Raw genomic sequence first — 26,751 nt, forward strand, 5'->3', positions numbered from 1 at the left:
GCGCCGCGTGATTTTACCCCGCGGCCTCGAGGGTCCCCATCGTCTAGTGGCCTAGGACACCAGCCTCTCACGTTGGTAACACGGGTTCAAATCCCGTTGGGGACGCCACCGATATCACTAGTTCCGGTTTGGCTTTGTTCTTGCCCTGTGCCAAAGCCGACAATGCCGACATCTGGCTCACAATTTCAGCTTCCAGCCCGCGCTTGCCGGCAGTCGGATGTAGCACGATCCTATCGATAAGCCCCCGAATGAGCGTCGCAGCTTCTACCCGCTCACCCGGTTCGCTCAGCGCCTCCCGGAGGCTGTCCAAGCGGGCACGGTAGAGGTCGGCCAGATTGGGATGCAGTGCTACCATACCATCTGTCGCGGCTGCTGCCGCTTCCGCCCGGATTTCTTCCAATTGCCTTTCGAGATCGATAAGGCGCTGCCGCACCGCGGGCGAGTGCGTGCCGTCCGCAATAGCGGTCACCAATCGCTCGATCTGCACCGAGGTGTCACGCTCCCGCTTCGCCGTGGAGGCGCGGTGACGTTTCGTAGCGGCCGAAATAGCCCGCGCTCGGGCTTCATACTCATCCACGAAGGCCGCGATTGCCTCGGGCTGCATAAGATGCTGACGCAGCCCCGAAATGACATCGCTTTCCAAGCGTGAAGCCTTGATGCGTCGTCCGTTCGAGCAGTCGGCGCTTTCCCTGTGGCGAGCGCACCCCAGATACTCGCCGTCCACCTTGATGTAGGTGCTACCGCAGGAACCACAACTGACGAGGCCGGACAGTAAATGTTTCGGGCGCCGCTGGCGTCCCGGATTTTCCGAGCCAGAGCGCCGAAGTATCAAATGGTGCTGCACCTTCTGCCACAGTTCGTCGTCAATGATCCTTAGTGCTGGAACCTCTTGCTCCTCCCGGTCGGATTCCGGGTTCGTAACGGCCGTTCGAGAGCCGGTATCCGGGTCTACCCGGAAACCCTGGCGGTTATAGACGATGCGACCGATATAGATCGGATTGTGCAAAATGCCGTTAAGGCGCTTCCTCTGACCGGTAATGGTAGATGCGTTCCACGTCTTGCCCCGGGGGCTAGGGATGCCGTCTGCGTTCAGCGCTCCTGCGATAGCGCGAGGAGATACGCCGGCGGCATACCTCTCATAGATGCGGACGACCACCGCTGCTTGGTCCGGATCGATCTCACGAAGCCCCCTGATCGGTTCGTTTCTTTCGTCGAATTTGGGCACAACCCTATATCCGTAAACAAGTCCGCCCGGAGCGCGACCTGCTTTGACGCGTCCGCTTTGGCCACGCCGGACGCGCATTCCAAGGTCTTTCAGGAAAAGCGCATTCATTGTCCCTTTAAAGCCGATGTGCATCGGGCTGATTTCGCCCTCCGCCAAGGTAAGGACGCTGGCACCCGCATGAACAAGCCGCTTATAGATACCGGCAATATCCTCCTGGTCACGGCTAAGCCTATCCAACGCTTCCGCGATCACGATATCGATCCGCCCCGCCTTGGCGTCTTTCAGCATTCTGTCAATCCCGGGACGTCCCAGCAGGCGCGCTCCGGAAATGGCCGCGTCGCTGTAGACATCAACTACCTCCGCGCCGATTTCGGCCGCTCGCCGCCGGCAAAGGCGCACTTGGTCTTCAATGGAAGTCGGCGATTGGAGGTCGCTACTGTACCGCGCGTATATCGCTGCCCGCTTCATCCACGTTCTCATTGTCATTGGTTGTCATGTTCCGTGTCCGGTCGAAAGACGTGGGAGACGGTAGGTACTTTGCAGTCGCCGCCTGGCGGGCCAGCAAACGCGCAATTGCCAGGAGGTTGGGGTGGGGCAGAATCGCGGCCGCAAAAGCATGTATATTTGTTTCGCTCATTCACTCTTAAATTGGAATGTTGGGTTCTCTCGGCATACGCAGTGGAACATGGTTCTCAACTGGTATCGCCCGCCCTCATTCTGACAGGGAGATGGCCAATCCCCAATACCAGTCTCAGCTTTTTTTACGCCAACCCACGGTCGGAGATCAGTTGTCCAAGTTTGATACGTTGAAGTCGCCAACCGGCCTTTAGAGCCTTCTAGGGCCTTCTAGGGCCTCCCAGGGGCCTGCCGAGAAACCCTCTCAGCAATCGGCTGTGACGCTTGTTCGCCGGCCTAAGAATTTGGATGCCGCATATGTTGGGGCATGTCGAATGCCAAAAGAAAAATCTGAGACTGCTATTGGGAACACCCAGTCGGCATGATAATGTAGGTTGCCGATGTTCATTCGGCCCCGACATCGCCTCTCAGGAGGCTGCTCCGCGCATCTGCCAAAGGCAATTTGGGCGGGCCACTGAACAAGAAATTTCCATTTTCTGCGCCAGATTGCGGCGGGTGAGTCATCGCCGAAGCCGGTGAATACTGGCTTTCTTACATGGTTGCCGCGCATTTAGCCCCTTACATTTAGAGGAAGCAGAAATGAGCTTATGAAAGTGTCTAGAGCTTGTATTCGCGTATCCAGGATCGCCAAGTCGCGAACCTGTTGAACGCCACGCTTTTCTGCGAGGCGATCCGTCAAGAGTTCACCTTGGCGCTGACGATATCCTGGCGTCGCCGCTACCCCGCAGCGGACCCCCAGGAGATATTCAAACACCACCAAGCCTTCATGGAGAGCATTCAGCACTGGCTTCGTTACAGAGGGATCGTGCCGGCGGCCTTCTGGGCCTTCGAGCGCGATCTGAGGGTAGGCTTACATAGCCATATCGGCGTGGCCGTGCCTGCGCACCTGATCACCGCGTTCAAGGAGCATTGCGTTAAGCAATTAAGATCAGACACCGGGTTGGTTCTGCCGGGCATGCCGTACTTTAAGAGGCTGGCAAAGGTGTCAGATCGGGTTCGCTGGGCGAGCTACTCCCTGAAAGGGGTAGACCACTACAACGCCGACTGGGCACCCGCATTCGAGGGGATCGGCATAACACGCAGCGGACAAGGCAACATCCCATTCAAACGATGTGGTTTGACCCGAGGGATCGATAGGGCTGCGCGGGCCAAGGCGGGCTATGTGGACCTGAAAAAGGTGCCCGAGCTGGCGGAGTTCGTCTTCGACGTCATGCATAGCGGGCTTCTACCCGAGACACAGCTTTCTTGGTTACCAACGCAAGACCAGCGCCCACACATGGATTGCCCTACCCACGCGTTGCCACAAGGCGAGGGACGGGCAACAAGCTGGCCCATCGATCAGGTGGATCGGCCCTTAACGTGCCTGAATGGGGCGCAACACCTTCGTGGGATAGGTGTTGCGCCTGTCCAGTTGTTGAACAGCGTACGGGCGTGAGCTAGCCAAAATACCTCGACAAAAGACAGGTAGTTTAGAGGTAGGTTCGGCAGTTGCTATTCGAAGGGGTCCGGCCAGATTTCCGGCTTGTTGGGGCGGTCGCGCATGGGGTCGGAGACGCGATTGTGCCCGAGAAGCAAATAGACGCCATCGACGGTATTGTGCAGCCTGTCGCGAATAACGGTCGCCTCCATAACAGAGAAGAACTCGGCGCCGCGCTGGTAGGCGAGGTACATAGCGGCCGTGGCGATGAGCGAACAGTGCCATTCACGGTCGAAGTAGACGCCAGCTTTGGCTTCTGCGTCATCAAACAGACGCGTCAATACATCGTAATAGACGGCCACGGAGGCGGCGCTCTGGCGGAGATCTTCGATTGCTTTCATGGGTAACCTCTGGACATGCAAGAGCATGCCGATGCGGCACGCTATCCGAGGTTGGGAAATTGGGTGAGAGTTTCTGCGGATGATCTAGAGGTAGCTGGCCAACGCTGTCAACCCGGCGGCGACGCCAGCAGCCGGTAGATGGAGGGCTTGGAGAGGCCGTAAGAGGCCATCAGGTCGCGAATTAGCTCACCACTGGCTCGCCGGGCCTTCAATTCGGCCACCTGGTCATCTGACAGGGTGCGTTGACGCCCAAAGGCCACCCCACGCTCCTTGGCCTTCGCAATGCCTTCTAGCTGTCGCTCTTTGCGAATATCGGCCTCGAATTCGGCGATGAGCGCAAGAAGGCCAACCATGAGCTTTCCATGCTCTGTCGTGGTGTCGAGTTCCTTCTGATCGAGGCAACGAAAGCCCACGCCTTTGTCTTTCAGGCGAGCAAGGATCGCATAGAAGTCCGACGTCGAGCGGGCGAGGCGGTCCAGCTTCGTCACCAGCAATACGTCACCATCGCGAACGTAATCGAGGCACTTGCTAAGCTCGACACGTTTGCCATCGAGGCCGGATTTCTTCTCAGTGTAGATCTTCTCACAGCCGGCTGCCTTTAGCATGTCCTGCTGGACCGCGAGTGTCTGGCCGGTGGTTGACACACGTCCATAGCCTACAACTGACATGGCTCATAACCTTTTAAATGTTACAAGACTCGTATAATGAGACATGAAACGGACCCTGTCAACTTATGGGTGTCGTAAGGTATAGTTTGGAAGACCTCGGAGAGCCGAATGCGATACATCTGCTTTGATACAGAGAGTGCGTATTATCGAGATAAGCGAGACGGGTTCGCCACGCTAGCAGAGCAGCGTGAGTTTATAGCAAAGAACAAGTTTCGCTTTGATTGCGCCGTCGCATACGACTCCGCCTCAGGCAAATACCACTCGTTCAAAACCGCTGAGAGATTGGTCAATAGGCTTCTGTTAGCTGACCAATTGGTTTCGCACAGTGGGAAGTTGGTGGATCTCCTGATTCTAGAGCAGGTGTGTGATGGCGCTGGTGTGCAGGCGCTACTGCAAAAGCGGCATACCGACTTATTCGAACTTGGCGGCTCGCAAAGTCTCGATACCCTCGCTCAGCGATTGATCCCGAGCACGAAGAGTCGCGAAGAGCTGAGATATGAAGCGCATTGCGCAGCAATCAACCGAATGCTGCCGGACAAAAATGGTTGGCAGCCCGACGGTAAGCGATATGCGTTGAAGCTCGCCAAGGCGCGACGCGACGTTGCGTTGACTCGCGGTGTTTTTTTGGCTTTTGCAGCGACGGGGGGAGGGGGGGGAGCGCGAGCCCTAATAAATCGCCGCGTAGCATAGTATTTCAGACGGGCTGGATTTTTTTTATAACATTTCAAACCGGCGTCCGGCTCTCTCTGCACTTGAGGTCGTGTATCTGGTGGTTCACGCGTGGATAATTATGTCGGCGCAACTCGCTAGCGCCAACGTGGGCGAACAATCCGGGTCGCCATATTGCGGCGGCCAGAGGACGCAGATCGGCAACCGTCGCAGACCCTCAGGATTGCAGAGGCAAGGTGGCGCTCGGGTGCAGCCGCGACGAGCCAGAAAAGGAGATTAACTGTAGCGTCGTGAATGCGCGTGATTTTTGGTGGCGAACCCTTGTTGACGGTAGCAGAGGGGAAAGGAATCGACTGCTAGCTTTCTAAGGCGGCAAGAAAAATGATAAAGTCGATTTTTGGTTGAGGTTAGAATCAAACTGGGGGATCCCCGTGGTATTGCCGGACATCAATTTCCATCAAATCCGGGCACAAGATGGCAGCAGACACAAAGGTTTTGAAGAGCTCTGTTGTCAGATTGCGGCATTGGAGAGTGACCCCACCCAATCGACATTCTTTCGAAAAGGCGAAGGCAGTGATGCTGGCGTCGAATGCTTTAAGCGGTTCTCAAATGGTTGCGAACGAGGATGGCAAGCCAAATATGTTTTTAAGTGGGACAACTCACTAGAATCCCAACTAAACGATTCCATAAAGACTGCACTAGCGAAGCACCCCAAGCTTACCGAGTACATTGTGTGTTTGCCGTTTGACCTGCCAGATGCGCGGAGTTCAAAGGCAAGAAGCGCGCAACAAAAATGGGAACTATGGAAACAAAAGTGGCAAGCGGCTGCGAAGAAAGCGAAGCGCCCCCTAGCAATATCTCTTTGGAGCAAGAGCCATATCTCACAATTATTGGCACAGCAGCATCCTGCCTTCGCTGGGCGAATCTTATACTGGTTTGGAATAGAATGGCTTACGCCCGACTGGTTTGACGCTCAGCTTGCAAAGGCGAGAGCGGCTCTCGGGTCGAGGTATACACCTGAGACAAACGTTGACCTACCAATTCGGCAGACATTTCGCGCCATTACCCGCGATACCAGTTTGCAAAGGCAACTTGATAGTTGGGTATTTTCCCTCAGAATTGCGGGAGGCAAATGCACTGAGAGCTTGAGTGAGGTATCTCCAAGCAGGCGATCTTCATGCCCAAAGGGTCTAGATGAGAAGATTGAAGCCCTTTGGAAAGGTATTGCCGCTGAGATTGTCACTCCTGATAAGCCCTACCCTCTGAAAAAGTGGATCGACCGAGCGGTAGAATGTCAGCAAGCTCTTCAAGAAGCGCTTGAGTGGCTTTACGGACTGCCAAGACAAAACAAGCCTAAATCATTTTACTCCGACCCAATACAATCGGCTGAGAGTTCAGTATTCGAACTTATGAACGTCGTTGATGAGGTTCACTCAGCCTTTTCTGCCAGTTCTTGGCAACTTGCGAACAAAAATTCCATTCTGCTTGAAGGCCCGGCGGGGATTGGCAAGTCGCACCTATTGGCTGACGTCGTTGCCCATCAAGTCTACGGGGGCCAGCCTGGGCTAATGATACTGGGAAGTTCACTAATTGATGACGAGCCTTGGCGGCAAATCATGGTCCAATTGGATCTACCAACCGGCCAGAACGTGAGTCATTTTCTAGGAAGTGTGGACGCGGCCGCCGAAGCCGCAAATGTGCGCGCGATAATCTGTGTGGACGCGATCAATGAACGCCATGGAATAGATATTTGGCCACACCGAGTAGCCGCATTCCTAAAAACAGTAGAGCCATTTCAGCGCATCTGCGTAGTCCTGTCGTGTAGAACAACCTTCATAGAATACGTACTCCCGTCTGAGATCCGTCACTCAATTGCGCGCCTGAGGCATCCTGGATTCGCTTCACAAGGTGGCTCGGTAGCCAAAGAGTACTTGCGAAAGCGCGGTATCGTACGTCCGACAGTTCCAAACTTCCTACAGGAATTCAACAATCCACTATTCCTGAAATCGTGTTGCGATGCTCTCGAAAAAGAAGGGCTCCACGAAATCCCCAAAGGACTGCATGGAATAACTGCGGTCTTCGATTTTTACTACGACGCCATTGTCAACGCTCTAAATCGTCGAATGAATCTCGCGCCGCCATACGAGGTGGTCCAAAAAGCAATTCGAGCGTTCACAGATCGCCTAATCGCCGCACGTTCCACTTATATTGAACAGCAAGAAGCCATCGTTTGCTTTGAAGAAATTCTAGAGAGTCGTGGGGCTGTAGACCGCTCACTTCTAGTCCAATTGGAGAGTGAAGGCTTGCTCTCCGTTGAGCTAATGCCCATCAAAGGAGGGGGCGCGCGCCATTACGTTCGCTTTACATTTGAGCGGATGAGTGATCACGCAATAGCCAAGAGTCTGCTTGATGATCACCTTCGCGATGGTGGCGATATCAAACAAATTTCGCCAGAAACAGCAATCTACAAGTTCGCCGTTGGCCAATCTTCGAGTCAATTTCAGGGAGTTCTAGAGGCTCTCGCAGTTCAGATTCCTGAGCGGACCGGCCGTGAAATATTGGAATTATGCCCGGAGCGTCACCGAATTCGCTACGCGTTTGACGAAAGCCTGTTGCTTCGCGATCAGCACGCATTCACTGACCGGACACTACAATTTGTTTCTAAAGGGAGGCCGGAAGAATTCGTTTCCGTCCTCGTTGCTATCGCGACCGAACCCACAAATAGGTACGGCGCTCGGTATCTCGATGAGTATTTGCGCAAGATGTCGATGCCGGAAAGAGACTTGCGTTGGTCTGTCGTCGTTTCTCATCTTGGAGATGATGATAGCACCGTGAATGCATTGGTGACTTGGGTCTTCGACGACGGTTTTGGCCCAATCGATCCAGAACGGGCCGAGCTAGCTGGGATAGCGTTGTCGTGGCTTCTTGCGACGACAAATAGATTAGTTCGTGATAGAGCGACGAAAGCCCTCGCCGTCCTTTTTGCTAGTAGACTGAAATTGGCGAGTTCATTGTTGGAGCGCTTCTCTACAGTAAACGATCCGTACGTGATTGAGCGGTTAGTAACGGCTGCATACGGCGCGGCGATGCAAAACCGAGCAAGAATAGAGCTTCAAGATCTCGCTAAGTCAACTTACGAGACTTTTTTTCGGGCTGTCACCCCGCCATTGAATGCGCTGACGCGCGATAGTGCTTACGGGATATTGGCGTTCGCAAATGCGCAAGGGGCATTGCCTGATAGCATAAAATGCCGTGACTTTCAGCCGCCCTACTCAAGTAAGTGGCCCCTTGAGTTGGTTACAGACGAAATGATCGAAGTGTTCAAAACTGACTATGGGAACGGAAACATCTTTGGCGATCGTATCGTCGCTTCCTGTGTCAACGACGGCGATTTTGCTCGATACGTAATTGACCCAATAGTCCGGCGTTGGGCTGCCCCTGCGGCAAGTGGAAAGCGGCGCCCCTCGCACAAAGACATCTATGAATCTTGGACAGAAGAGTTTCTTCATTTTGCGAGTGAGCAACAACTAGCGATTTTCGAAGGAATGGTGCGTGATTTGGCGGAGTATTCCGGCAAGAGCCGTAGTACGCCGCATCATGAGCGAGAGGGCAAGTTCACTGAGATTGAGAGTGAATTCCGACATTCGCTGTCTGCTCAACAATGGGAAGACTATCGGGTTCGCGCTCGCAATGTTGTCGTCTATCCCGACAGCATCACATTGGATGAGGATAAGGTCGCGCGCTTTAACAACGGATGGGCGCGCCGATGGGTCTGTCAGCGAGCACATGAACTAGGCTGGACCAACGAGTTATTTGAGGCTTTCGATAGGGAAATCACGCACGACCGCCACACACATACGATTGAACGTGTCGGGAAAAAATACCAATGGATCTCACTCTATGAGCTAATCGCCCGAATGGAAGATCATCTCCCGCTCCTTGGTGATGAGTTTGGCGATGAGGCCGAACAAAGCGGCTCCGCACGGGACGCGGGATTGAGGCAAATTGATCCGTCGATGCTACGGTGGGAGACTGGCGATGACGGATGGCGTCATTTTGACAAGACGTGGTGGGTTCCGGCTCAACCACAATTGAAAGAAACGAACCCATTCGAGCGTTTGGCCTGGTTAGGTAGCCAAGATGGGATCGTAAATGGCTCCGAGCTTATAGATATTAAGCAACCAGAAACTGGGAAAGAGTGGTTGGCGTTAAACAGTTTTGCGAGTTGGCGTGGTCACGGAGTGAACAGAGCCGCAAAGGAGTTACAAAAAGACGCTTGGTTCAGGCTGAATTGCATCGTCGTCAAGCGGCAAGATCAGAAACTCGCCATTGAGAATCTCCGCAACCAAATACTTGTCGATCCAAATGTCATCCCAAAGGTAGAACTTTATGGAAGCTGGTATCTTGGAGAATTGTCATGGCATCCGGACGCCGAGATGTTTGGGGACTGGATCGAGCCAGATAAATGGTCAAAGCTAAAAGTTCCAGTCCGTACGCCGACAGTCCAATATTCATGCGAAATGAGCAGCTATGACCAATCAGTTAAGCGGTCATCGCATATTACCTTGCCTGCCCCATGGATGGCGCGTGCACTGGGAATGAATTTCACAAACGGTCGAGACCTACGATTTGAAACTTCGTCAGGTGAGGTGATCTTCTTTGATCCATCCTCTAATCAAGAGGGCACGACGGCCGGGCTAGTAAATAAGGCAGCATTCCTCGCAATGCTGGAAGAGGCGGATCTATCCGCGATATGGCTCGTTGCCGGCGAGAAAGCGGTGTATGGGGGAGCGAACCACGGTTACGGCTTTGGCGGAAGCGTCGATCATACCGGAGTGTACTGGCTGCGCGACGGAACTTGGCAGAATGCCATTTTTAGCGAAAAGCGGAATCCGACCGAAGAGCAACTTCAAGAGTTCTTTGGGGTGGCAAGATCTGTGCAGGTAAACTCATCTTCTGTGGCTCCGTCAAAAGAAAGAACCTTCGCGGAGTCAGTAAGGAAAAGTCCCGAGAAAGGTTCAAAGAAGGGGGCGAAGAAAGGCTCCAAGAAACCTGTTATGAAGAGCACTAAGAAGGCGGCGAAGAAAGGCTACAAGAAGCCAGCCAAGAAGAGCACTAAGAAAGCGGCAAAGAAAAGCTCCAAGAAGCCAGTCATGAAGAGTTCTAAGAAGGCTGCGAAGAAAGGCTCCAAGAAGCCAGTCATGAAGAGTGCTAAGAAGGCGGCGAAGAAAGGCTCCAAGAAGCCAGCTAAGAAGAGCGCGAAGAAAGCGGCGAAGTAGGGCAGAGCGGTGCCCTGCCCCGGCGAGAACCAGCAGCAGTTCAGTTTTGCAACCGCTAACGGTAGTCCCAATGGATACGACCGCGATCATTGTGCGGGTCCGGCCTTATCCTGGCTCCCCGAAGATGGATCGGTATCAGACACCGATCAATTTAATGGAATCTAAAAATATAAGATTAAAATCAATTAGATAAATGGACCTTGCTGTTGAGATCTCGAATCCAACGCTTGTCGTCGTTTTGCTTAGTGAAATGCTACAGCTTGATCCGGATCGTCCTCCTGGGTAGCAAGTGATATCGGCTAAATCCCGTTGGGGACGCCACCGATACAGTATATTTCATGCCTGCTAGTCGCGAACTCCTCCGGCCTTAAGTGGTAGACCGTCTGTGGTTCGGCGTGGGGTTTCGGCGCCGTTCGGCATGTTAACTTCCCGGATTGATTGACAATTGAGGGGGCATACTTCGGTGCCTACTAACACTTCGTTTCGAAAGCGAAGCGCCCCACACCCCGTTCCACCAGATGAGATCCCTCCCGGATAACAAAGATCGCATCGAGCCCCCGGGCGCGTGCGAATTCCAGACCGGCATCTTCCCCCATGACCATCAGGGCCGTAGCCCAGGCATCCGCTTCCATGCAGTTGCTGGCAAGGATGGTCACCGATGCAATACCATTGCGCAGTGGCTCTCCGGTTCGGGGATCCATCGTATGCGAGAGCTTTGCGCCATTCATCTCGACCCAGTGACGGTAGTCGCCCGACGTTGCGATCGCAGTGTCGGATAGTTCTAAAACGCCCATGACGTCGCGCAGTTCGTAATCCGGACGCTCGATCGCCACAGTCCACAGCGTTCCATTCGGTTTGCGGCCTCGCGCGCGCAGCTCGCCGTCAATGCCGACCAGATAGGATGTGATGCCAAAGCGCTCCAGGCAGCGGGCGAGCTCGTCCACGCCGAAGCCTTTGGCGATTCCGCACAGGTCGAGACTGACCGGTGCGAGTGTCCGGACGTATTCGCGAGCGCCGTCAAACTCCAGGCTATCGGTTGCCGCGGGTCTCACGCTTGCGGGCGCGACACTGGGCTGCCGCCCTTCACGTGCACCTGCAGAGCCAAATCCCCAGGCGTTCACGGCATCGCCAACAGCGATGTCAAAGGCTCCGCCGGAAGCTCGACCGATGCGCAATGCCTCGGAAAGCACAAGGGCCATTTCCGGAGGCACTTTGACCCATTGTCCGACGGGAGCGGCATTGAGACGCGTCAGGTCCGAGTCCGGTTTCCAGGTCGACATTTGCCGGTCGACCGCGTCGACCGCCGCGAAGAGCGCGGCGCCGACCGACGCCTGGTCCACTTGGTCCGCGACGAATCGAGCGGAATAGTGGGTTCCCATGGTCTTGCCGCCGATGAGATGGACGGACCGTTGGGGTGCCTGCAAGTCAGTAGACATCTTCGACATACCGACCCTGCATTTTGAGCGTCATGAGATCCAGCCCGAGGGGTTTGACGATCTCCTCGACGGCTCGTTCAATTCCCTGAGCCATCTGGCGCCCGCCGCAGACCATGATCTGTGCGCCTCGAGCAACGAGGACTCTGAGTGTGTCCGCATCGGCAGCGATACGATCTTGCACGTAGGCGTGGTCCGTTGCGCGGGAGAACGCAGTGGTTAGTCGGGTCAGCCGCTTGTCGGCCAACCACGCCTGCAGATCGGCTGCGTAGAGGTAATCGGACTTCGGGTCGCGTGCTCCGAAGTAGAGATGCATCGGGCGCCTGCCGGTATTCCCTCTGATGAACCCGGCCAGAGGACCGACTCCTGTGCCGGCGCCGACCAGGATCACCGGTGCCCTGCTCCTAGCCGGGCGGAAGGCAGGATTCGGCCGCACGAAGGCATCGATCGTATCGCCCGGATTGAGCGCGTGGAGAAAACCTGAGCACAGGCCGCCCGGATGCTTCCGCACGCAGATCTCCAGGATCCGGTCCGAGGACGAGGAAGCGAGGGAATAGAAGCGCGGCAGCGGGCTGCCTGGTGGGAGTATCCCCAATAGATCGCCTGCTTCGAACCGGGGCAGGCCAGGCCCCGCAAGCCACCGCGACATCCTGCGATGAACTTCCGGCACAGCAAAGCGCAGCACGGCCGTCGGCGCCTGCACCTCCGCGCCATAGTCGAAGCGTTCGACCAGTTGCAGGGACAAGGTGCGGGGCCGCGCCGGCGTGTGTATCAGGTTCAGTGGTGTTCCGATCCGAGCGCCAATCTCGGCGCCCCAGCGCGCGAACGCCTGCACGCATTGCCGGTCGATCGTATGCAGCGGAGAGAGCTGCGGCCAACCCTTCGCGGAAAGCGCAGCGTCGACATCCTTCGCGAACTGGCAGAAACCAGGGAACTGGCGATCGCCGAAGCCCAGCATCGCCACCGGCAGGCTAGTCGCGACGTCTAGTTGTTCCAGGCGCGTAAGAAACTGCCTGGCCGATGCCGGGGCCGACCCGTCGCCATAAGTCGAGGTGAGGATCAGCATCCGCTTCGCGCCGCGGTACCCGCCCGAGAGCCGATTCATCGGCGCGGTATGCACACGGTGACCAGCCTTAGTCAGAGCATCGTGCAGCGTTTTGGCAAACCCCCATGTGCTGTTTCCTTCGCTGCCCGCGAGAATGATCGTGTCCGCTGCGGATGCCCTCACGTTCGAGCTGATCTGCGGCGTGGTACGCCGGCGCTTCAACCAGATCGCGGCACCTGTTACAGTCATAACCGGGATCGTGAGCGCCGAGACGCCGAGCAGGAGTCCCAGCCACCACAGCCCCTCGCCCGTGTGCAGCATGTAGATGGTTTCGTAAACCTGCCGCGCGAGGCCATGTGGCAGATAATTGAGCATCGCGCCAGTGGCCTGGTCGACATACCCGGTGCCCTGCGTCGTTGTCAGCGCGTAGGCATCCGTCAGATCCCCGTCATAGGGGAATGTAAGCTCCCGCAGATCCGCGAGGTCAATTGCCTTCAGGGCGGGGAGATCGCCAACAGGCATCGGCGCGGCGCCATCCACTACTGATGGGAATGCGGGTTCGGCGTCCATCCCGTCTGGAACGACCCCGAACCTGGCCAATGACATGTAGCCGCCAGTCAGCGAGGTCAGGACCAGCGCCAGGATTGCGTAACGACCGATCTCGGCGTGAAGCCGCTGCGTTCTACTTCCACGGATGTGACCAAAGAGCCGTCGCCATCCACCGAGACGATTTGCCAGCATGATAGCGCCCGAGATGCTGAGCACGACCATCGCCAGGGCCCCAATTCCGGTGGCTGCGCGCCCGCCGTCGTCCAGCAGCAAAGACCGATGAAGGTCGGTCACCCAGCGCGTGAAGCCCGATGGAGCATAAGGAGCGATCCCAACGCCCGTCCTTGGGTCCACCACCTCCGCCCCAGGCACGTCCGATTTGAAGTAGTAGACGACGATCGCGCCCGAGGCCTTGCGGACGATTCGATCTGCGCCGGGGTAGTGTGCGACCACGTTTTGGGCGAGATCGGCGATGTTGATCTCGCCCGCAGATGGAATCGATGAACGTGCCCGCTCCAGTGCGGGATTGATCGACAGAATCGCCCCTGTCAGGGCAAGGACTGAAACCAGAACAGCGGCAATCAATCCAGGAAGGGAGTGGATCCGGCGCAGCATGATGCGTGGTTACCGCCTATTGATCACATGGAGTAGCTGAAGGACTCGACGTATGCGCTCCCGGCAACGGGCTGTCCCGCAGCGTTCGAGTTCAGGGGCACGACGATCTCGCCAGGGCTGTCGCCCATATCCTCCACGGCCGCATCGACCCGGACCTGATAGCCCGCATCGATCAGCACGTCGGCGAGATCGACCGTGACGGTCAGGGTCTTGCCGCTGCCGACGCTCGCACCCGTGATTCCGTCGATCTCGCGCAGATCCCCTCTCGTGGCGCGCTTCCAGTCGCTGAGGTGGCGGTAGTATTTGGCTTGGCCGCCGGCCACCCACAGCGTGCCCTGGTACTGGCCGTTTCCATCCGTCACATAGAGCGCGATATAGGCGGCCGATCCGCCATACGGCTTCAGCTTGGTTGTGAAGGTGATCTCACGCGCCTCGGCCAGTGCGGGGAATCCAAGCGCAGCAATCACCGCCAATGCGGCTGCAGTCTTCTTCATCGATATTCTCCAGCTATTGTCGATCATGGGCAGGGTTTCGGATGCCCGGAGGCAAAGGGTCATTGCACAACACCAGATGGTAGGCTGTTGCCGTTGATCAGCGGGTTCCTCGGCGCTGGGTTGGCAGTCGGCGCGGTGCCCTCAGAGTTCTGTGTCCCAGGGAAGGAATTGCCCGCACCTTCCTCCTCGCTCTTCTCCCCTTCATCGTCTTCTTCGTCGGTCTCAAGCTCCACGACTGCGAGCGTCGCGGGGTGGATCTTGGCCTCGATACGCTGCCCGTTGGCGTCTCGGCCTTTGACTTCGTAGCAGCCGTCATCGACCTTTATGCGCTGGACGGTCCAGCCTTTGGACTGAGCCAGCTGATGGACCGCGCTGCGCGGCTGCCAGTCGGCCATGGGCGCTTCGCAGTCATCGTCGGCAAGAGCCGTGCCCACCCAAAGCGTCGTCAGGGTCAGCGCGGCGATCAGGACAGGGTGTCTCATGGTGCTTCGTCCTAAACAGGGGTTCCGATGGCCATAAGGTGGGGCGCCAAGCTGAAGCCAGTCTGAAGCGAGCCAAAATATCTCTTCAGCTCGGCTTCAGGTTCACGGGATAGCCTTGCTTCAGGAGAAAATGGCCGTCGCATGCGGATGTTGCTCGTCGGGGACGATGCCGGATTGGGTGCCGCGGTGTGCCATCATGTCGCGGCCGAGGGGCATGGGGTCGACTGGGCCAGCCGCCTGGATGAGGTGAGTGATTATGTCCGGATTGTTCCTTACGAACTTGTACTGCTTGACCTCCTTCTGCTCGATGGCCGCGGGATCGATTTTTTGCGCGGCCGTCGCGCGGCCGGTGATGACATGCCGGTGATGACATGCCGGTGATCGTCCTGACCGCTCTGGACCAGATCTCCGACCGGATCGCGGGCTTGAACGCTGGAGCGGACGACTATCTGGTGAAGCCTTTCGCCCCCTCCGAATTCTCGGCCCGGCTGAAAGCGGTTGCCCGCCGATACTCCGGAAACCCGAACCCTCTGATTGTCTTGGGCGATCTCGGCATCGACCTGGCGCCCCGCACGGTCATGCGCGTTGGGCGGCCCGTGCCCTTGACGTCACGCGCGTGGGTTCTTCTCGAGGTCCATGTTGGCCGGCTCCGCAAGAAGCTGGGGGCCAACATCATTGATACAGTCCGCGGCATAGGATATCGGCTGGGGCGCAGATGAACCGCAAGGGAAGCCTTCAGCGTCGTCTCGCGTTGGGACTCGCGCTCGGCGTCACGATCACGTGGCTTGCCGCGACCATTGCCGCTGGGTTGCTGGTCCGTCATGGGCTAGACGAAGCATTCGACAGCGCAATCCAGGAAACAGCCCAGCGCATTCTACCGCTGGCGGTCGTGGAGATCGTCAATCGAGAGGGGCCGCTCGCGACCCAGCGGATTCCTCTTGTTCGCCCGCATCAGGAATATCTCACCTATGTCGTGCGAGATGGCGCAGGCAACATTCTCCTCCGCTCTCACGATGCCGATCCAGCAGACTTCCCCTCGGTCGCCGAACGCGGGTTCACCGAGACCGACACGCACCGGCTCTATACCGAGGCGGCTGTGCAAGGCACGATCGCGGTGACGGTTGCCGAACCGCTGACCCACCGGCGCCAGGCAGCACTCGAAGTCTCCCTGGCGCTGGCCATGCCGTTGCTTGTCCTGGTCCCGGCGAGTATTGCCGCCGTTTGGTGGTGGGCGCGCGTGAGCCTGCGGCCAGTTCACAGTTTCCGTGACGCAATCGAGACCCGCGGACATGGCGACCTCAGGCCTATCGGCACCGCCTCGTTGCCTGCAGAGATCGGTCCAATTGCGGATGCGGTGAACCGCCTGATGGGACGCCTGCGCCGTGCGCTCGAATCGGAGCGGAGCTTCGCCGCGAACAGCGCGCATGAGCTCCGAACACCGATCGCCGCCGCCCTTGCCCAAGCGCAGCGGCTGATAGCCGAGGCTTCAGACCCGTTACTTAAAGATCGAGCGCGGCAGATCCAGAACTCGCTCCGCTCGTTGGCGCGTATCACGGAAAAGCTGATGCAGCTCGCCAAGGCAGAGGGCGGGGGCGTGTTATCGGAGACGGAACACGATCTGGTGCCAATCGTCAGCCTTGTTGTGGAGGAGCTCAGGCGCGCAACTGACGGCTCACGTGTCCGGCTTTTGCTACCGAAGCGACCGCTCCTGTCGGAGCTGGATGCCGATGCCTTCGCAATCCTGGTCCGAAACCTGGTCGAGAATGCCGTCAGGCATGGGGCGGCGAGCGAGCCAGTTACGATCTCTCTGAGTGAACAAGGCGTATTGTCCGTCTCCAACGGCGGTCCGGCAGTGCCGGCAGACATACTGGCTCGGCTCACGCAGCCTTTTGAGCGCGGCAAGACAACATCCAAGGGTTCCGGCCTCGGGTTAGCGATAGCCGACGCGATCGCTTCCGGCGCCGGCACACGCCTCGAACTACTCTCTCCTATTCCAGGCACGGACAGAGGATTTGAAGCGCGAATCCAGCTCCCCTCGATGCAAGTGCGGTCTGTGGCGGCAGGTAAGCAAGCCTCTTGATCGCCTGCGCAACCTTGCACGATCGTTTGCTCCGGGGCACCTGTTGGCGCACCGTATCGCCAACGAGGATGGCCGCCCCTTCGATTTTTGCAGCCAATGCTTCAATATTTCAGGGACAGCGGGCGAAATGAAACCACTAACGTCGGTTAGCGCACGCGCAGACACACCAAACAGTTGAGTATCATCTTGTTGTTACTGTGAAAACGTGTCGATATCAAGTTAAGGAAATCATCAACTGGTCAAGCTGTGGCGGATGGTAAATGGCCGGCTCCAGGCGCGACAGACCTCCGGTTTGGACCACCCCTTAGCTTCTGATTTGTTCCAAGCATGGTGGCGAAAAGGCCTGTCAGGGTAAATCGACCGATCGCTTTTGGCGCTGCCGACGAGAAGCAAGCAAGAGCGCAGCAAAAGGCTGCGGTAGGTCGCTTGCCTGGGTTTGTCTTTGAACTCAAATAGTCATTTCAGAACGTTTGGCCGGATGTACTGCGGCGTTTAATCCCGTTGGGGACGCCACTCTTTCAAGCAACCTTGGTGACGCGTTGAAACGGGCATTCGGTGCGGAGAGAAACCCGCCGGGCGCCGAAAATTATCTGTGCGGTTCTGCTGGGCGCAATCATGGTGAGTTGCACGCCTGCCGCAAATCCGTTTGCCAAAGCCGACGTCATGCGCCGCAGACAGAGTGAGGCCGGTGGGACCAAGCCTACGGATGGCCCTTGACGTTCCCCAGGATGAGGCCTTGGTGATCGCGTGGCTCGAACGGGCTGCCGGTCAGGGGAGCGGGATGCATATCTTTTGCGCAGCTGGTTGCGAAATCGCCGCCCGACCTCGATTTCCCTCACCTCTATTTCCTTGGCCCCGCTTTCTCCGCCGGAGCTGGACGGCCGAATCACGCCATTTGCAGGTACGGTCGCATGTTGCTGGAGAATTTCTGCGTGCCTACAAGAGCTTGTTCTGATAGTTGAAGAAATCGACGGCCGAATTGATGCAGGTGAAACTCCGACCATGAATGACGCGACCGATAGCCATGAACGGTACACGCATCTTGACGGCCTGCGCGGTGTCGCGGCCTTCATCGTGTTGATCTATCACCTGATCTATTTCTTCTTCACACCTTTTATCGAGTCGGATCCGACCGATTTCTGGGTGCGGATCGTGGCCTCTTCGCCGCTGGCAGGGATTTACAACGGACGTTTCAGCGTCTGGATATTCTTTGTACTCAGTGGCTTCGTGCTCTCGATCGGCGTGTCGCGCAGCGGGCAATCCTTGCTCGCACTGCTGCCCAAACGCTATGTGCGCCTGACGCTCCCCATTCTCGCGACCTCGCTCATCGCTTTCCTGCTGATCCGTTTGGACCTGACCTGGAACCTTGCCGTAGCCGATGTGGCGCCTGGCATGGGACAATATTATCCGGCCGATTTTCGCCCGAGCCTGTGGGATGTCATCTCCGATTCTCTATTTCGGACCTATCTGACCGGCCAATCGGCCTTCAACGGTGTCTTGTGGTCGATGAAGGTTGAGATTGCTGGGTCGCTGCTGGTTTTTCTGGTCTGGAAGATCTGCCCGACGCGCCTGTGGCGTGTTGCCGTCTGCCTGTGCCTGACGGTCGGTCTATGCTTCCTCAAGAAGAGCAGCACGCTCCAGGGGCTGCAATTGTTTCCGTGCGGGATCCTTCTGTTCGACCTCGTGACGGTACGCGACCGTCGGTCGCGCTGGCTCAACTGGTCTCCTATCACTGGATTTTTCGTGCTGCTTCTCGGCGTGTCGCTGGGTGGATGGCTGGTGAAGGATCCAGCGCTGCCCGGTGCGCATCTGATTTTCACCTGGCTGCTCAATCCCATCATGGACATCAAGAGGTTTGAGGCGCAGCAGATCGGAGCCGTGCTGGTTGTGGCCGCGCTTTGCTTAACGCCTGCATTCCGACAGCCGCTTAGTGGTCCGCTCGTTCGCTGGCTCGGACAGATATCGTTCCCACTCTATTTAATTCATGGAATCGTCATTGCGTCTGTCGGCTGCTTTGTCCTGGCCCACATGATGCCCAAATTTGGCTACGTCGTGGCCGCGAGCGCGGCCACCGCTGTTTCAGTTGCCTGCAGTCTGATTGTTGCCGCTTTGCTCGTGCCCCTAGTCGAGCAGAGTGCAATTCGCCTTTCGCACCGATTGGCGCTCTGGATAGAGTCGCTGGCAGAGCGTAGGCGAGCTTTCAGGTAGTCGGCAAACTGCCAAGCGTATCGCTTCCCCTGTGCCGTCATCGCATCAAACAAGCGCTGCCGGCGCCAGGGAAACACCGTGGGGGAGACTGGGATGACGAGTGAAAATGCCCTGCTCGACAAGATCGACACGTTGGTTGTCGGCGGCGGGCAGGCGGGGTTGGCGGCGAGTGAGCATTTGGGGAAGCGGGGGGTGCCGCATCTGGTCCTCGAGCGGCATCGGATTGCCGAGCGGTGGCGGTCGGAGCGGTGGGATTCGTTGGTGGCCAACGGGCCGGCCTGGCATGACCGGTTCCCCAGCAAGACCTTTGCCGATGTCGATCCCGACGCCTTCGCGCCCAAGGACAAGGTCGTCGCCTATTTCGAGGATTTCGCCAGGGAGATCGCCGCACCCATCCATTGCGGTGTCGAGGTGAAGGCGGCGCGGCGGAAGGAAGACGGGTCGGGCTTCATCGTCGAAACCTCGGCCGGCAAGATCGAGGCCAGGAACCTCATCGCCGCCACGGGGCCGTTTCAACGGCCGATCATCCCCACCGTCGTGCCGGCGGATACCGGCATCCTGCAGATCCATTCCAATGCCTATCGCAATCCCGGCCAGCTGCCCGATGGCGCCGTGCTGGTGGTGGGTGCCGGCTCGTCTGGTGGACAGATCGCCGACGAGCTGCTGCGCGCCGGGCGCCAGGTCTATCTGTCGATCGGGCCGCATGACCGGCCGCCGCGCGCCTATCGCGGGAAGGATTTCGTCTGGTGGCTGGGAGCGCTGGGCCTGTGGGATGCCAAGGCGCGCGAGCCGGGCATGGAACATGTCACGATCTCGGTGAGCGGCGCCTATGGCGGCCACACCGTCGACTTCCGGCGCCTCGGTGCGCGGGGGATGGTCCTGGTGGGGCGGGCCGGCGAATTCAGGGACGGCGCGCTGCATTTCGCGCCGGACCTTGCGCGCAATATCGCGCAGGGCGATGCGAATTATCTCTCGGTGCTCAACGCGGCTGATGCCTATATCGCCAAGAACGGCCTCGATTTCCCGGAAGAGCCGGATGCCCGCAGGATGGAGGCCGATCCGGCCTGCGTGACGGATCCCCTTCTGCAGCTCGATCTGCGCGCGGCCGGAATCACCTCGATCATCTGGGCCACGGGCTTTGCCCTCGATTTCAGCTGGCTGAAGGCAGGTACTTATGACGCGAAGGGGACACCGCAGCACCAGCGCGGCGTTTCCGAGGTGCCCGGGCTCTATTTTCTGGGGTTGAGTTGGCTGTCGCGTCGGGCCTCAGCCTTTATCTGGGGTGTCTGGCATGACGCCGATTATGTGGCGGAGCAGATTGCCGCGCGGCGCTGACTCACATCTTTGAAATGCGAATGGCCCCCGCGCCGGACTTGACCAGCGCGGGGGCCATGAATGTGCGACCGTTTAGAAGCGGAAGCCGAAGGTGGCGTTGATGATGCCTTCGTCGCCGTCGCGGTTGAACGGGATGTCGTAGGCGAGCTTGGCGATGAAGGGGCCGGAGGCGAGACCCACTTCCGGGCCGACGATGAAATCATCATTGAAGCCGGAACCATAGAGGTAGCCAATATTGGCGCCGATATAGGGCCGGAAATCATCATCGCCCATGGTGAGGTCGAGGCTGGCGACGGTCCGACCACCGAACCCGTCGTTCGGCGTGTCGAAATGATAGAAGCCGGCCTGCTCGGCGCCCACGGACAGCCAAGGCAAGACGGGCACGTCGACCGCGAGATTGAGGCCGCCCAGATGGCTGGTGTTGCCGGCCTCATCCTCCAGATTGAAGCCATAGAAGCCGCCGACGCTGAAGATCCGGTCACGCTTCATCGGCGGGGGCGGTGGCGCTGCAGCCGGGGCAGGGGCTGGGGTTGGCGCCACTTGGGCGACCGGGGCGGGCGGCAGTTCGACCGCGATTTCGACGCGACGGTTGGCCGCTTCCTTGACGCCGTCGCCGGTCTGCACGGCCGGGTCGCTTTCGCCCACCGCCTCGGTGGTCAAGGCGCCGGCGGGGACACCTTGGCGGATGAGTTCATTGGCGACTGCTTGCTCGCGGCGCTCCGACAGCGCCTGGTTGTAGGCGTCGCTGCCCGAAGTATCGGTGTGGCCGCGGACCGAAATGCGGGCCGATCCGGTTCGCTGGAATTCCTGCGCTGCTGAGGCAATCACGGCAAGCGCGTCAGCATCCAGCGTCGATTTGTTGAACGGGAACAGGACAGTGAAGCGTCCGGCATCCGCCTGCGCCGTTTGCAGGAAAGTAGAACCGTCGGCCATCGCCACACCGGTCGATGCCATCAAACCAGCCACACATAAGACCATGACGCGTTTCATAACAGTCTCCTGTTGCTCGGGACATGAGGGCCGCAAGCACGAGTTCCCCCTGATCCTGTTAAACCGCGCAGGGTCGTGTTTGTTCCTCAACAATGAACATTTGTAAGATGTGGTATCGCCCGGGCACTTTGTCCAGTCACAGCGTCTATTTTGCACAACAGCGGTCAGACTTGGTGCGCATCACACAACGGCATTGTCCAAGTTGCGTATTGTCCAAGTTGCGTAAAGTCCAACTTGCGTAGCTCTGGCTGCGTAGCGGCACCGGGCCCATGCGCCCAGTGCCGCTGTCATCGGTTCAGTGCGCCATATCCATCGCCGCTTCGCAGGAGACTTCCGGATTCATGTCGGCGAAGGGACCCTTGGGGTTCTTCTTCCAGGCCCAGACATGGAGTTCGTAGAAGGCGGGGAGGCCATAGCGGTTGGGCGCATTGGTGAAGCTGAACAGCTGGCCGCCCAGTGTCGCCGGACCCTTGGTGGCGATGTATTCGACGGCGACAAGCTTGAGCTTGCCGTCCTTCATCGGCTCGTACATCACGGCCTCGGGCTTGCCGAGTTCGACGGTCTCGTTGATGAGGTTGGCATTCACATAGTGGATGCCCATGGCGCCGCCTTCGATGCCGCTGGCGCAGGGGATGGGCGCATAGCCTTCCTTGATGGCGATGGCGACGTCCTGAAAGCGGTCATTGGCCTTGCGCACGCTTTGCGGCAGCGTCTGGCTGTCGGCGGCGAGGGCAAGGCCGGCGGTGGTAACAAATGTGGCGGCGAGGATTGCGGCCAAGGTGGTCGCGGTTTTGCGAATGGTCAATTTCAAGGCTCCGGATGATTGCGGTTGCTGGGACCGGAAGGAAACCGGGCAATGATCGACCCTGCGCCAGGCGCGGTCTTGCCATGCGCCTGGCGTCAGCGATCCTGACCCAAAGGGGACGTTGCCATTCCTTCCGGTGACGGATGGACGCTATCCAGGGTGGCGGGCCAGCACATCGGGAGTTCTCCCCATTTTTCGCTGCCTGCGAGCGCCGTCGCCACTGCAGCGGAATAATTCCCGAAATCCGCCGCGACCTGTGATGGCGGTCACAGGGCCGGCAAATACGGCCGACCCGCCTTGAACCTGCGACAGATGCGCCCACTTGCTAGCTCAGGATCAGACCCTGGAGGGCATCATGTTCGTCCCCGACCGTTACGAAGACATTCTTCAGCAAACCAAGTCCGGCCATCACGTGATCGGTAGTGCCTGGAGCTTTGTGTCGCTCGTGGTTGCGGCCTGCTGGTGCGTCTCAGTCATTGCTTTTCTGGCCTGACCCGCCATCATTTCAACATGCCGAACGCCCCCTGCTGGTACAGTCGCGCCATTGTTTCAGTAGCTTAGGCTGCCGGAACGGCACCGATCATTTGGCGGCTCATTTGCCGCGGCGCTCATCGCTGGTGCAATTTAGGCATATGCGCTAAGGTAGCGCGAAGAACGTCGGCACGACAGCCGGCCCAAGGTTGACTGCCAGGGCATGATTTCGAAGGGCTGCTCGGCAGGCGCTTGCATCAAGCGGCGCCATTTTCGTCATCCGGTGAAATAGCGACGCCATCTTCTTCAGCGTCGAATGCCCCTGTCCTTATCCGGAGGGCCTTTGCCAGGCATCTGATGGCCTTGCGAACAATTTCGGGGCGGCTGCAGTTCGCGAGAGCGCCTTATTCCTGCCCCTGTCTTTGGGCGCGCCGCCGATATCGAGACCGCTCGCCGCTTGCGGGCAAGCATTTTCCAGGTTCAGCTTTAGAGAGGTACGAGACATGCTATCGCGGATGACCAAAGCGGCCGAAGACTCACAGCGCAAGGCCAAAGAGGAGCGCGAACGGGACCGTCAGCGCACGGCCGACGCACTGAAGGAGAAGGCCAAGACCGACGCCGTCCATACCGAGAAGCGGCTGCAGCTGCGTGCCCTGCGCATGCAGAAGGAAGCCGCCGATCGCGAGGCGATCAAGCTGGCGCCCAAACCGACCCCGGCAGCCAAAAAGGCCAAGAAAGCCGCTGCCGCCTCCTGAGGGCCGCCGGCCGATCGACTTGCCTTCGTTCTCGCACAGGAAAGCCTGGCTGAATATGCTAGGCTTTCTCGCGTTTGGGCTCTTGCAGGCCCGCTAAATATCGGGGGGCTTCCGGTGCGGAGCTGGTTGGCGGCTTGATGGGTTGGTTCGGGGTCATCCGGCAGTTTCTGCGCATCGCGGGGCCGTATTGGCAATCGGAGCAGCGCTGGTATGCCACTTTCCTGACGATGACCCTGGTCGCCCTCACGGCCGCCCAGATCGGGGTGCCGGTCGCGATCAATTTCTGGATTCTCAATCTGTTCGATGCGCTGGAAGGTCATGAGATCGATCGATTCTCCTACCTGATCGGCTTCCTGCTGCTCATCGTCCTCGCCAATGTCGTCATCGTGAATCTGCATCTCAGGGTGAAGCGGCGGCTGCAGATCGGCTGGCGGGAATGGCTGACTCACAAGATCTCGGACGAATGGATGGTCGGCGGTAAGCATTACCTGCTGACCTACATGCCGGGCGCCCATGACAATCCCGACGGGCGCATCGCCGAGGACGTCCACAACGCGACCGAATATGCGATCGATCTGGCGCATACGCTGCTCTACGACGCCTTGCTGCTGATCAGCTTCACGAAAATCCTGTGGTCGCTGTCGGCACCCCCTTATCTCATCTTCGACAATGTCGCCATCGACCTGCCGGGCTATCTGGTCTGGATCGCCATCCTCTATGCCGGCGCCGGCACGGTCGTGGCACTCACCCTGGGGCGGTTCCTGGTGCGGGCCGTGGACCGGCGGCAGACGAGCGAAGCGGATTTCCGCTTTGGCCTGGTGCATGCCAGGGAGAATGCTCTGCGCATCGCGCTCGCGGAAGGCGAGGCGAATGAACGGCTTAATTTCCGCACGCTGTTTACGCGTGTACGGGAAGCCTGGGACGGCGTCACGGCCGCCTTGGCGCATATGTTCTATTTCAGCTCCAGCTGGTCGGTGCTGTCGCAGGTCTTTCCGACCCTCATCATGGCGCCGCGCTACATGATGGGTATGATCAGCCTGGGCGCCCTGATGCAGACGGCGCAGGCCTTCCAGCAGACCGTGGCAGCGCTCTCCTGGGCAATCGACAATCTCGGCAAGTTCGCCGATTGGCGCGCCTCGGTCGAGCGCATGATGAGCCTCCATGATTCGATCAGGCGCATCGACGCGCAGCGACTCACCAACGAAGGCGGCGGCATCGAGCGCGTGCTGTCGGACAAGCCGGTCCTCGCCTTCCGTGACTTCTCGACGGCAAATGCGGCGGGGCAGGCGGAGATTGTCGGCATCAATGCGGAGATCCAGCCGGGCGAGCATCTGCTGGTGACTGGCGAAACCAGCGCTGCCTCGACCGTCCTGAAGGTCGTGGCGGGCTTGTGGCCGTGGGGCCGCGGCCGGGTCGAAATACCGGCCGGGGCGGACCTCTATTTCATGCCGCCGCGTCCCTATATGCCAGCCGATACGTTGAGCAATGTGCTCTGCTATCCGGCAGCGCCTCAAGAGAAGGGCGAGGCGGCCATCATGGCGGCGCTGCGCCGGGTCGGGCTCGAGGCGCTCATTGCTCGGCTGGGTGAGACGGCGAAATGGGACCAGGTGCTGACCGCGGATGCGCAACAGCGGCTGGGTTTTGCGCGCCTGCTGCTGCATCGGCCGGATTGGATCTTCCTGGAAGACGCCACCGAGGCGCTCGATATTCAGGGGCAGCGCGACATGGTGGCATTGCTGAAACAGGAATTCGCAAAGGCCACCATCATAGCCATTGGCCATAGCGATGCGCTGGGCGGCCTCGCCACACGAAGCCTGGAAATCTTGCGCGAAGGCGACGTCTTCGTGGTGCGCGAGACGCCTTAGCGGCCGGCAATCAGGTCGGCATACCAGCGTGCCGATGCCTTGGGCGTGCGCTTGCCGGTGGTGAAATCGACGAAGACCAGGCCGAAGCGATTGCCGTAGCCGGAACCCCATTCGAAATTGTCGAGCAGCGACCAGACGAAATAGCCGCGCACATCGGCGCCGGCTGCCATCGCCTGGTGCATCGCCGCTGTATAGGCGCCGAGATATTTGATGCGGTGCTGGTCGTCGAGCTCGTTGCCCTTGTCGGCGCGACCGCCGCAGCCGTTTTCTGTCACGTAGATGGGCAGCCGGTAGCGTCGCGAGAGGTCGATGAGTTCATCGCGGAACATGTCCGGATAGATCGGCCAGCCGATATCGGATTTGGGCGCGTCGTCCGGGGCGCTGCCCCAGGCAAATCCCCACAGCGAGGCCGGATCGGCCTTGGCGAAAATCGGACCGTAATGGTTGAGGCCGAAAAAGTCGCAAGGCCGGCAGATTCGCGCCATGTCACCCGCCTCGACATAGGGGGCGACGGCTTCGGCGATGGCCGCGGGATAGCTGCCCAACAATTGCGGTTCCGGAAAGGCGTTGTTCCAGAAGGCGTCGAGCGTGCGCGTGGCAGCCTTGTCCGCCTCACTGTCCGATTGCGGCACGATGCGCTGCCGGTTGTGGATGGCGCCGACGAAGGCATTTGTGACACCGGCGCGCAGAGCGTCCACTGCGGCGCCATGGGCAAGATTGACGTGATGGATGGCGCGCAGATGTGCCGACCGGTCGATGATGCCGGGCGCGCCCCAATCCATCGCATAGCCGAACAGGGTGAAGACGGACGGCTCATTGATGGTGGCAAAGCGCTTCACCCGGTCGCCATAACGATGCGCGACGAGCGTCGTGTAGTCGGCAAACCAACCGGCAATGTCCCGATTGGTCCAGCCGCCGAGGTCCTCGAGGGCCTGTGGCAGGTCCCAATGATATAGGCAGAGCCAGGGCTCGATCCCCGCCTCGAGCAGGCCGTCGATCAGACGGTCATAGAAGGCAAGGCCCGCTTCATTGGCGGCCCCCTTGCCGAGCGGCAGTACGCGCGGCCAGGCGACCGAGAAGCGGTAGGCCTCAACCCCGAGTTCCTTCATCAAGCGGATGTCTTCGGGGTAGCGGTGATAATGGTCGCAGGCGATGTCGCCGGTATCGCCGTTGGCGACCTTGCCGGCGGTGCGGCAGCGCGTGTCCCAGATGCTGGGCTTGCGGCCGCCTAGCGCGACGGCGCCTTCGATCTGGTAACTCGACGTGGAAACGCCCCAAATGAAATCCGCTGGCCAGTTCATGGGCATCCTTCCGTCTTAGCCGCCTCAA

Annotated in this window: 21 protein-coding genes and 1 tRNA gene; 12 read left to right on the forward strand and 10 right to left on the reverse strand. The window is 58.8% G+C overall.

Features of this window, described 5'->3' with window-relative positions:
* Nucleotides 1–32: 32 nt before the first annotated feature.
* A tRNA-Glu gene (locus tag ACE3OA_RS05545) sits at nucleotides 33–108 on the forward strand.
* Here the strand turns inward: ACE3OA_RS05545 and ACE3OA_RS05550 are convergent.
* Nucleotides 68–1,711 (reverse strand): recombinase family protein, encoded by a 1,644-nt coding sequence (locus tag ACE3OA_RS05550; protein WP_374309222.1) that lies wholly within the window; start codon nucleotides 1,709–1,711, stop codon nucleotides 68–70. The two genes, ACE3OA_RS05545 and ACE3OA_RS05550, sit on opposite strands and share 41 nt — an antisense overlap.
* A gap of 754 nt (nucleotides 1,712–2,465) precedes the next feature.
* Between ACE3OA_RS05550 and ACE3OA_RS05555 the strand changes: the two genes are divergently transcribed.
* Complete coding sequence (locus ACE3OA_RS05555) at nucleotides 2,466–3,296, forward strand: hypothetical protein (RefSeq protein ID WP_374308746.1); 831 nt, start codon at nucleotides 2,466–2,468, stop codon at nucleotides 3,294–3,296.
* Between the two features lie 56 nt (nucleotides 3,297–3,352).
* Here ACE3OA_RS05555 and ACE3OA_RS05560 read toward each other — a convergent pair whose 3' ends face one another.
* Nucleotides 3,353–3,679 (reverse strand): hypothetical protein, encoded by a 327-nt coding sequence (locus ACE3OA_RS05560; protein WP_374308748.1) that lies wholly within the window; start codon nucleotides 3,677–3,679, stop codon nucleotides 3,353–3,355.
* Between the two features lie 107 nt (nucleotides 3,680–3,786).
* Entirely contained in the window at nucleotides 3,787–4,347 is a 561-nt protein-coding gene (locus ACE3OA_RS05565; RefSeq protein ID WP_374308750.1) for a recombinase family protein, read from the reverse strand.
* A gap of 108 nt (nucleotides 4,348–4,455) precedes the next feature.
* On the opposite strand from ACE3OA_RS05565, the gene ACE3OA_RS05570 reads away from it, so the two are divergent.
* Both ACE3OA_RS05570 and ACE3OA_RS05575 read left to right on the forward strand, forming a co-directional pair.
* Complete coding sequence (locus ACE3OA_RS05570; protein WP_374308752.1) at nucleotides 4,456–5,037, forward strand: hypothetical protein; 582 nt, start codon at nucleotides 4,456–4,458, stop codon at nucleotides 5,035–5,037.
* 410 nt (nucleotides 5,038–5,447) lie between these two features.
* A complete protein-coding gene (locus ACE3OA_RS05575) occupies nucleotides 5,448–10,295 on the forward strand; it encodes a hypothetical protein (RefSeq protein ID WP_374308754.1) in 4,848 nt (1,615 codons plus the stop codon).
* A gap of 470 nt (nucleotides 10,296–10,765) precedes the next feature.
* Here the strand turns inward: ACE3OA_RS05575 and ACE3OA_RS05580 are convergent, their stop codons facing one another.
* From ACE3OA_RS05580 to ACE3OA_RS05595, 4 genes are read right to left on the reverse strand one after another with little or no spacing between them, the layout of a single operon-like run.
* Nucleotides 10,766–11,740, reverse strand: coding sequence for an FAD:protein FMN transferase (locus ACE3OA_RS05580; protein ID WP_374308756.1), 975 nt, complete (start codon nucleotides 11,738–11,740; stop codon nucleotides 10,766–10,768).
* The gene (locus ACE3OA_RS05585) at nucleotides 11,721–13,937 is read right to left on the reverse strand and encodes a PepSY domain-containing protein (protein WP_374308758.1); all 2,217 of its coding nucleotides are present in this window, start codon (nucleotides 13,935–13,937) and stop codon (nucleotides 11,721–11,723) included. Before ACE3OA_RS05585 ends, ACE3OA_RS05580 begins: the two co-directional genes overlap by 20 nt.
* Before the next feature lie 23 nt (nucleotides 13,938–13,960).
* Nucleotides 13,961–14,431: a DUF2271 domain-containing protein gene (locus ACE3OA_RS05590; RefSeq protein ID WP_374308760.1), complete on the reverse strand. Its 471-nt coding sequence runs from the start codon at nucleotides 14,429–14,431 to the stop codon at nucleotides 13,961–13,963.
* A 59-nt stretch (nucleotides 14,432–14,490) separates the two neighbouring features.
* The gene (locus ACE3OA_RS05595; RefSeq protein ID WP_374308762.1) at nucleotides 14,491–14,913 is read right to left on the reverse strand and encodes a PepSY domain-containing protein; all 423 of its coding nucleotides are present in this window, start codon (nucleotides 14,911–14,913) and stop codon (nucleotides 14,491–14,493) included.
* A 141-nt stretch (nucleotides 14,914–15,054) separates the two neighbouring features.
* On the opposite strand from ACE3OA_RS05595, the gene ACE3OA_RS05600 reads away from it, so the two are divergent.
* The 5 genes from ACE3OA_RS05600 (at nucleotide 15,055) to ACE3OA_RS05620 (ending at nucleotide 20,536) form a co-directional block, all read left to right on the forward strand.
* The gene (locus ACE3OA_RS05600; RefSeq protein WP_374308764.1) at nucleotides 15,055–15,294 is read left to right on the forward strand and encodes a hypothetical protein; all 240 of its coding nucleotides are present in this window, start codon (nucleotides 15,055–15,057) and stop codon (nucleotides 15,292–15,294) included.
* Nucleotides 15,285–15,632: a response regulator gene (locus ACE3OA_RS05605; protein ID WP_374308766.1), complete on the forward strand. Its 348-nt coding sequence runs from the start codon at nucleotides 15,285–15,287 to the stop codon at nucleotides 15,630–15,632. The genes ACE3OA_RS05600 and ACE3OA_RS05605 overlap by 10 nt, the downstream gene beginning before the upstream one ends.
* The gene (locus ACE3OA_RS05610) at nucleotides 15,629–16,993 is read left to right on the forward strand and encodes an ATP-binding protein (RefSeq protein ID WP_374308768.1); all 1,365 of its coding nucleotides are present in this window, start codon (nucleotides 15,629–15,631) and stop codon (nucleotides 16,991–16,993) included. Before ACE3OA_RS05605 ends, ACE3OA_RS05610 begins: the two co-directional genes overlap by 4 nt.
* Nucleotides 16,994–17,785: 792 nt before the next feature.
* Nucleotides 17,786–19,201 carry an acyltransferase family protein gene (locus tag ACE3OA_RS05615; RefSeq protein ID WP_374308770.1) on the forward strand — a complete coding sequence of 472 codons (1,416 nt, stop codon included), beginning with the start codon at nucleotides 17,786–17,788 and terminating at the stop codon, nucleotides 19,199–19,201.
* 93 nt (nucleotides 19,202–19,294) lie between these two features.
* Entirely contained in the window at nucleotides 19,295–20,536 is a 1,242-nt protein-coding gene (locus ACE3OA_RS05620) for a flavin-containing monooxygenase (RefSeq protein ID WP_374308772.1), read from the forward strand.
* Nucleotides 20,537–20,608: 72 nt separating this feature from the next.
* Here the strand turns inward: ACE3OA_RS05620 and ACE3OA_RS05625 are convergent, their stop codons facing one another.
* Nucleotides 20,609–21,526, reverse strand: coding sequence for an OmpA family protein (locus ACE3OA_RS05625; RefSeq protein ID WP_374308774.1), 918 nt, complete (start codon nucleotides 21,524–21,526; stop codon nucleotides 20,609–20,611).
* Nucleotides 21,527–21,821: 295 nt separating this feature from the next.
* Complete coding sequence (locus tag ACE3OA_RS05630) at nucleotides 21,822–22,331, reverse strand: hypothetical protein (RefSeq protein ID WP_374308776.1); 510 nt, start codon at nucleotides 22,329–22,331, stop codon at nucleotides 21,822–21,824.
* Between the two features lie 355 nt (nucleotides 22,332–22,686).
* Here ACE3OA_RS05630 and ACE3OA_RS05635 point away from each other — a divergent pair, with 355 nt between their 5' ends.
* From ACE3OA_RS05635 to ACE3OA_RS05645, 3 genes are all read left to right on the forward strand, one after another.
* Nucleotides 22,687–22,824, forward strand: a complete 138-nt coding sequence (locus ACE3OA_RS05635) for a hypothetical protein (protein WP_374308778.1) — start codon at nucleotides 22,687–22,689, stop codon at nucleotides 22,822–22,824.
* 493 nt (nucleotides 22,825–23,317) lie between these two features.
* On the forward strand, nucleotides 23,318–23,557 hold the full coding sequence (locus ACE3OA_RS05640; protein WP_374308780.1) for a hypothetical protein: 240 nt from the start codon (nucleotides 23,318–23,320) through the stop codon (nucleotides 23,555–23,557).
* 137 nt (nucleotides 23,558–23,694) lie between these two features.
* Nucleotides 23,695–25,422, forward strand: a complete 1,728-nt coding sequence (locus ACE3OA_RS05645) for an ABC transporter ATP-binding protein/permease (protein WP_374309224.1) — start codon at nucleotides 23,695–23,697, stop codon at nucleotides 25,420–25,422.
* Here ACE3OA_RS05645 and ACE3OA_RS05650 read toward each other — a convergent pair.
* Nucleotides 25,419–26,723: a GH1 family beta-glucosidase gene (locus ACE3OA_RS05650; protein WP_374308782.1), complete on the reverse strand. Its 1,305-nt coding sequence runs from the start codon at nucleotides 26,721–26,723 to the stop codon at nucleotides 25,419–25,421. The two genes, ACE3OA_RS05645 and ACE3OA_RS05650, sit on opposite strands and share 4 nt — an antisense overlap.
* Nucleotides 26,724–26,751 lie beyond the last annotated feature (28 nt).

This window comes from Dongia sp. (assembly GCF_041906375.1).
Lineage (GTDB): Bacteria > Pseudomonadota > Alphaproteobacteria > Dongiales > Dongiaceae > Dongia.

Coding starts and splice junctions, on each gene's coding strand:
- ACE3OA_RS05550 (WP_374309222.1), bottom strand. CDS start 1,711: ATGACAATGAGAACGTGGATGAAGCGGGCAGCGATATACGCGCGGTAC.
- ACE3OA_RS05560 (WP_374308748.1), bottom strand. CDS start 3,679: ATGAAAGCAATCGAAGATCTCCGCCAGAGCGCCGCCTCCGTGGCCGTC.
- ACE3OA_RS05565 (WP_374308750.1), bottom strand. CDS start 4,347: ATGTCAGTTGTAGGCTATGGACGTGTGTCAACCACCGGCCAGACACTC.
- ACE3OA_RS05570 (WP_374308752.1), top strand. CDS start 4,456: ATGCGATACATCTGCTTTGATACAGAGAGTGCGTATTATCGAGATAAG.
- ACE3OA_RS05580 (WP_374308756.1), bottom strand. CDS start 11,740: ATGTCGAAGATGTCTACTGACTTGCAGGCACCCCAACGGTCCGTCCAT.
- ACE3OA_RS05585 (WP_374308758.1), bottom strand. CDS start 13,937: ATGCTGCGCCGGATCCACTCCCTTCCTGGATTGATTGCCGCTGTTCTG.
- ACE3OA_RS05590 (WP_374308760.1), bottom strand. CDS start 14,431: ATGAAGAAGACTGCAGCCGCATTGGCGGTGATTGCTGCGCTTGGATTC.
- ACE3OA_RS05595 (WP_374308762.1), bottom strand. CDS start 14,913: ATGAGACACCCTGTCCTGATCGCCGCGCTGACCCTGACGACGCTTTGG.
- ACE3OA_RS05600 (WP_374308764.1), top strand. CDS start 15,055: ATGCGGATGTTGCTCGTCGGGGACGATGCCGGATTGGGTGCCGCGGTG.
- ACE3OA_RS05605 (WP_374308766.1), top strand. CDS start 15,285: ATGCCGGTGATCGTCCTGACCGCTCTGGACCAGATCTCCGACCGGATC.
- ACE3OA_RS05610 (WP_374308768.1), top strand. CDS start 15,629: ATGAACCGCAAGGGAAGCCTTCAGCGTCGTCTCGCGTTGGGACTCGCG.
- ACE3OA_RS05620 (WP_374308772.1), top strand. CDS start 19,295: ATGACGAGTGAAAATGCCCTGCTCGACAAGATCGACACGTTGGTTGTC.
- ACE3OA_RS05625 (WP_374308774.1), bottom strand. CDS start 21,526: ATGAAACGCGTCATGGTCTTATGTGTGGCTGGTTTGATGGCATCGACC.
- ACE3OA_RS05635 (WP_374308778.1), top strand. CDS start 22,687: ATGTTCGTCCCCGACCGTTACGAAGACATTCTTCAGCAAACCAAGTCC.
- ACE3OA_RS05640 (WP_374308780.1), top strand. CDS start 23,318: ATGACCAAAGCGGCCGAAGACTCACAGCGCAAGGCCAAAGAGGAGCGC.
- ACE3OA_RS05645 (WP_374309224.1), top strand. CDS start 23,695: ATGGGTTGGTTCGGGGTCATCCGGCAGTTTCTGCGCATCGCGGGGCCG.
- ACE3OA_RS05650 (WP_374308782.1), bottom strand. CDS start 26,723: ATGAACTGGCCAGCGGATTTCATTTGGGGCGTTTCCACGTCGAGTTAC.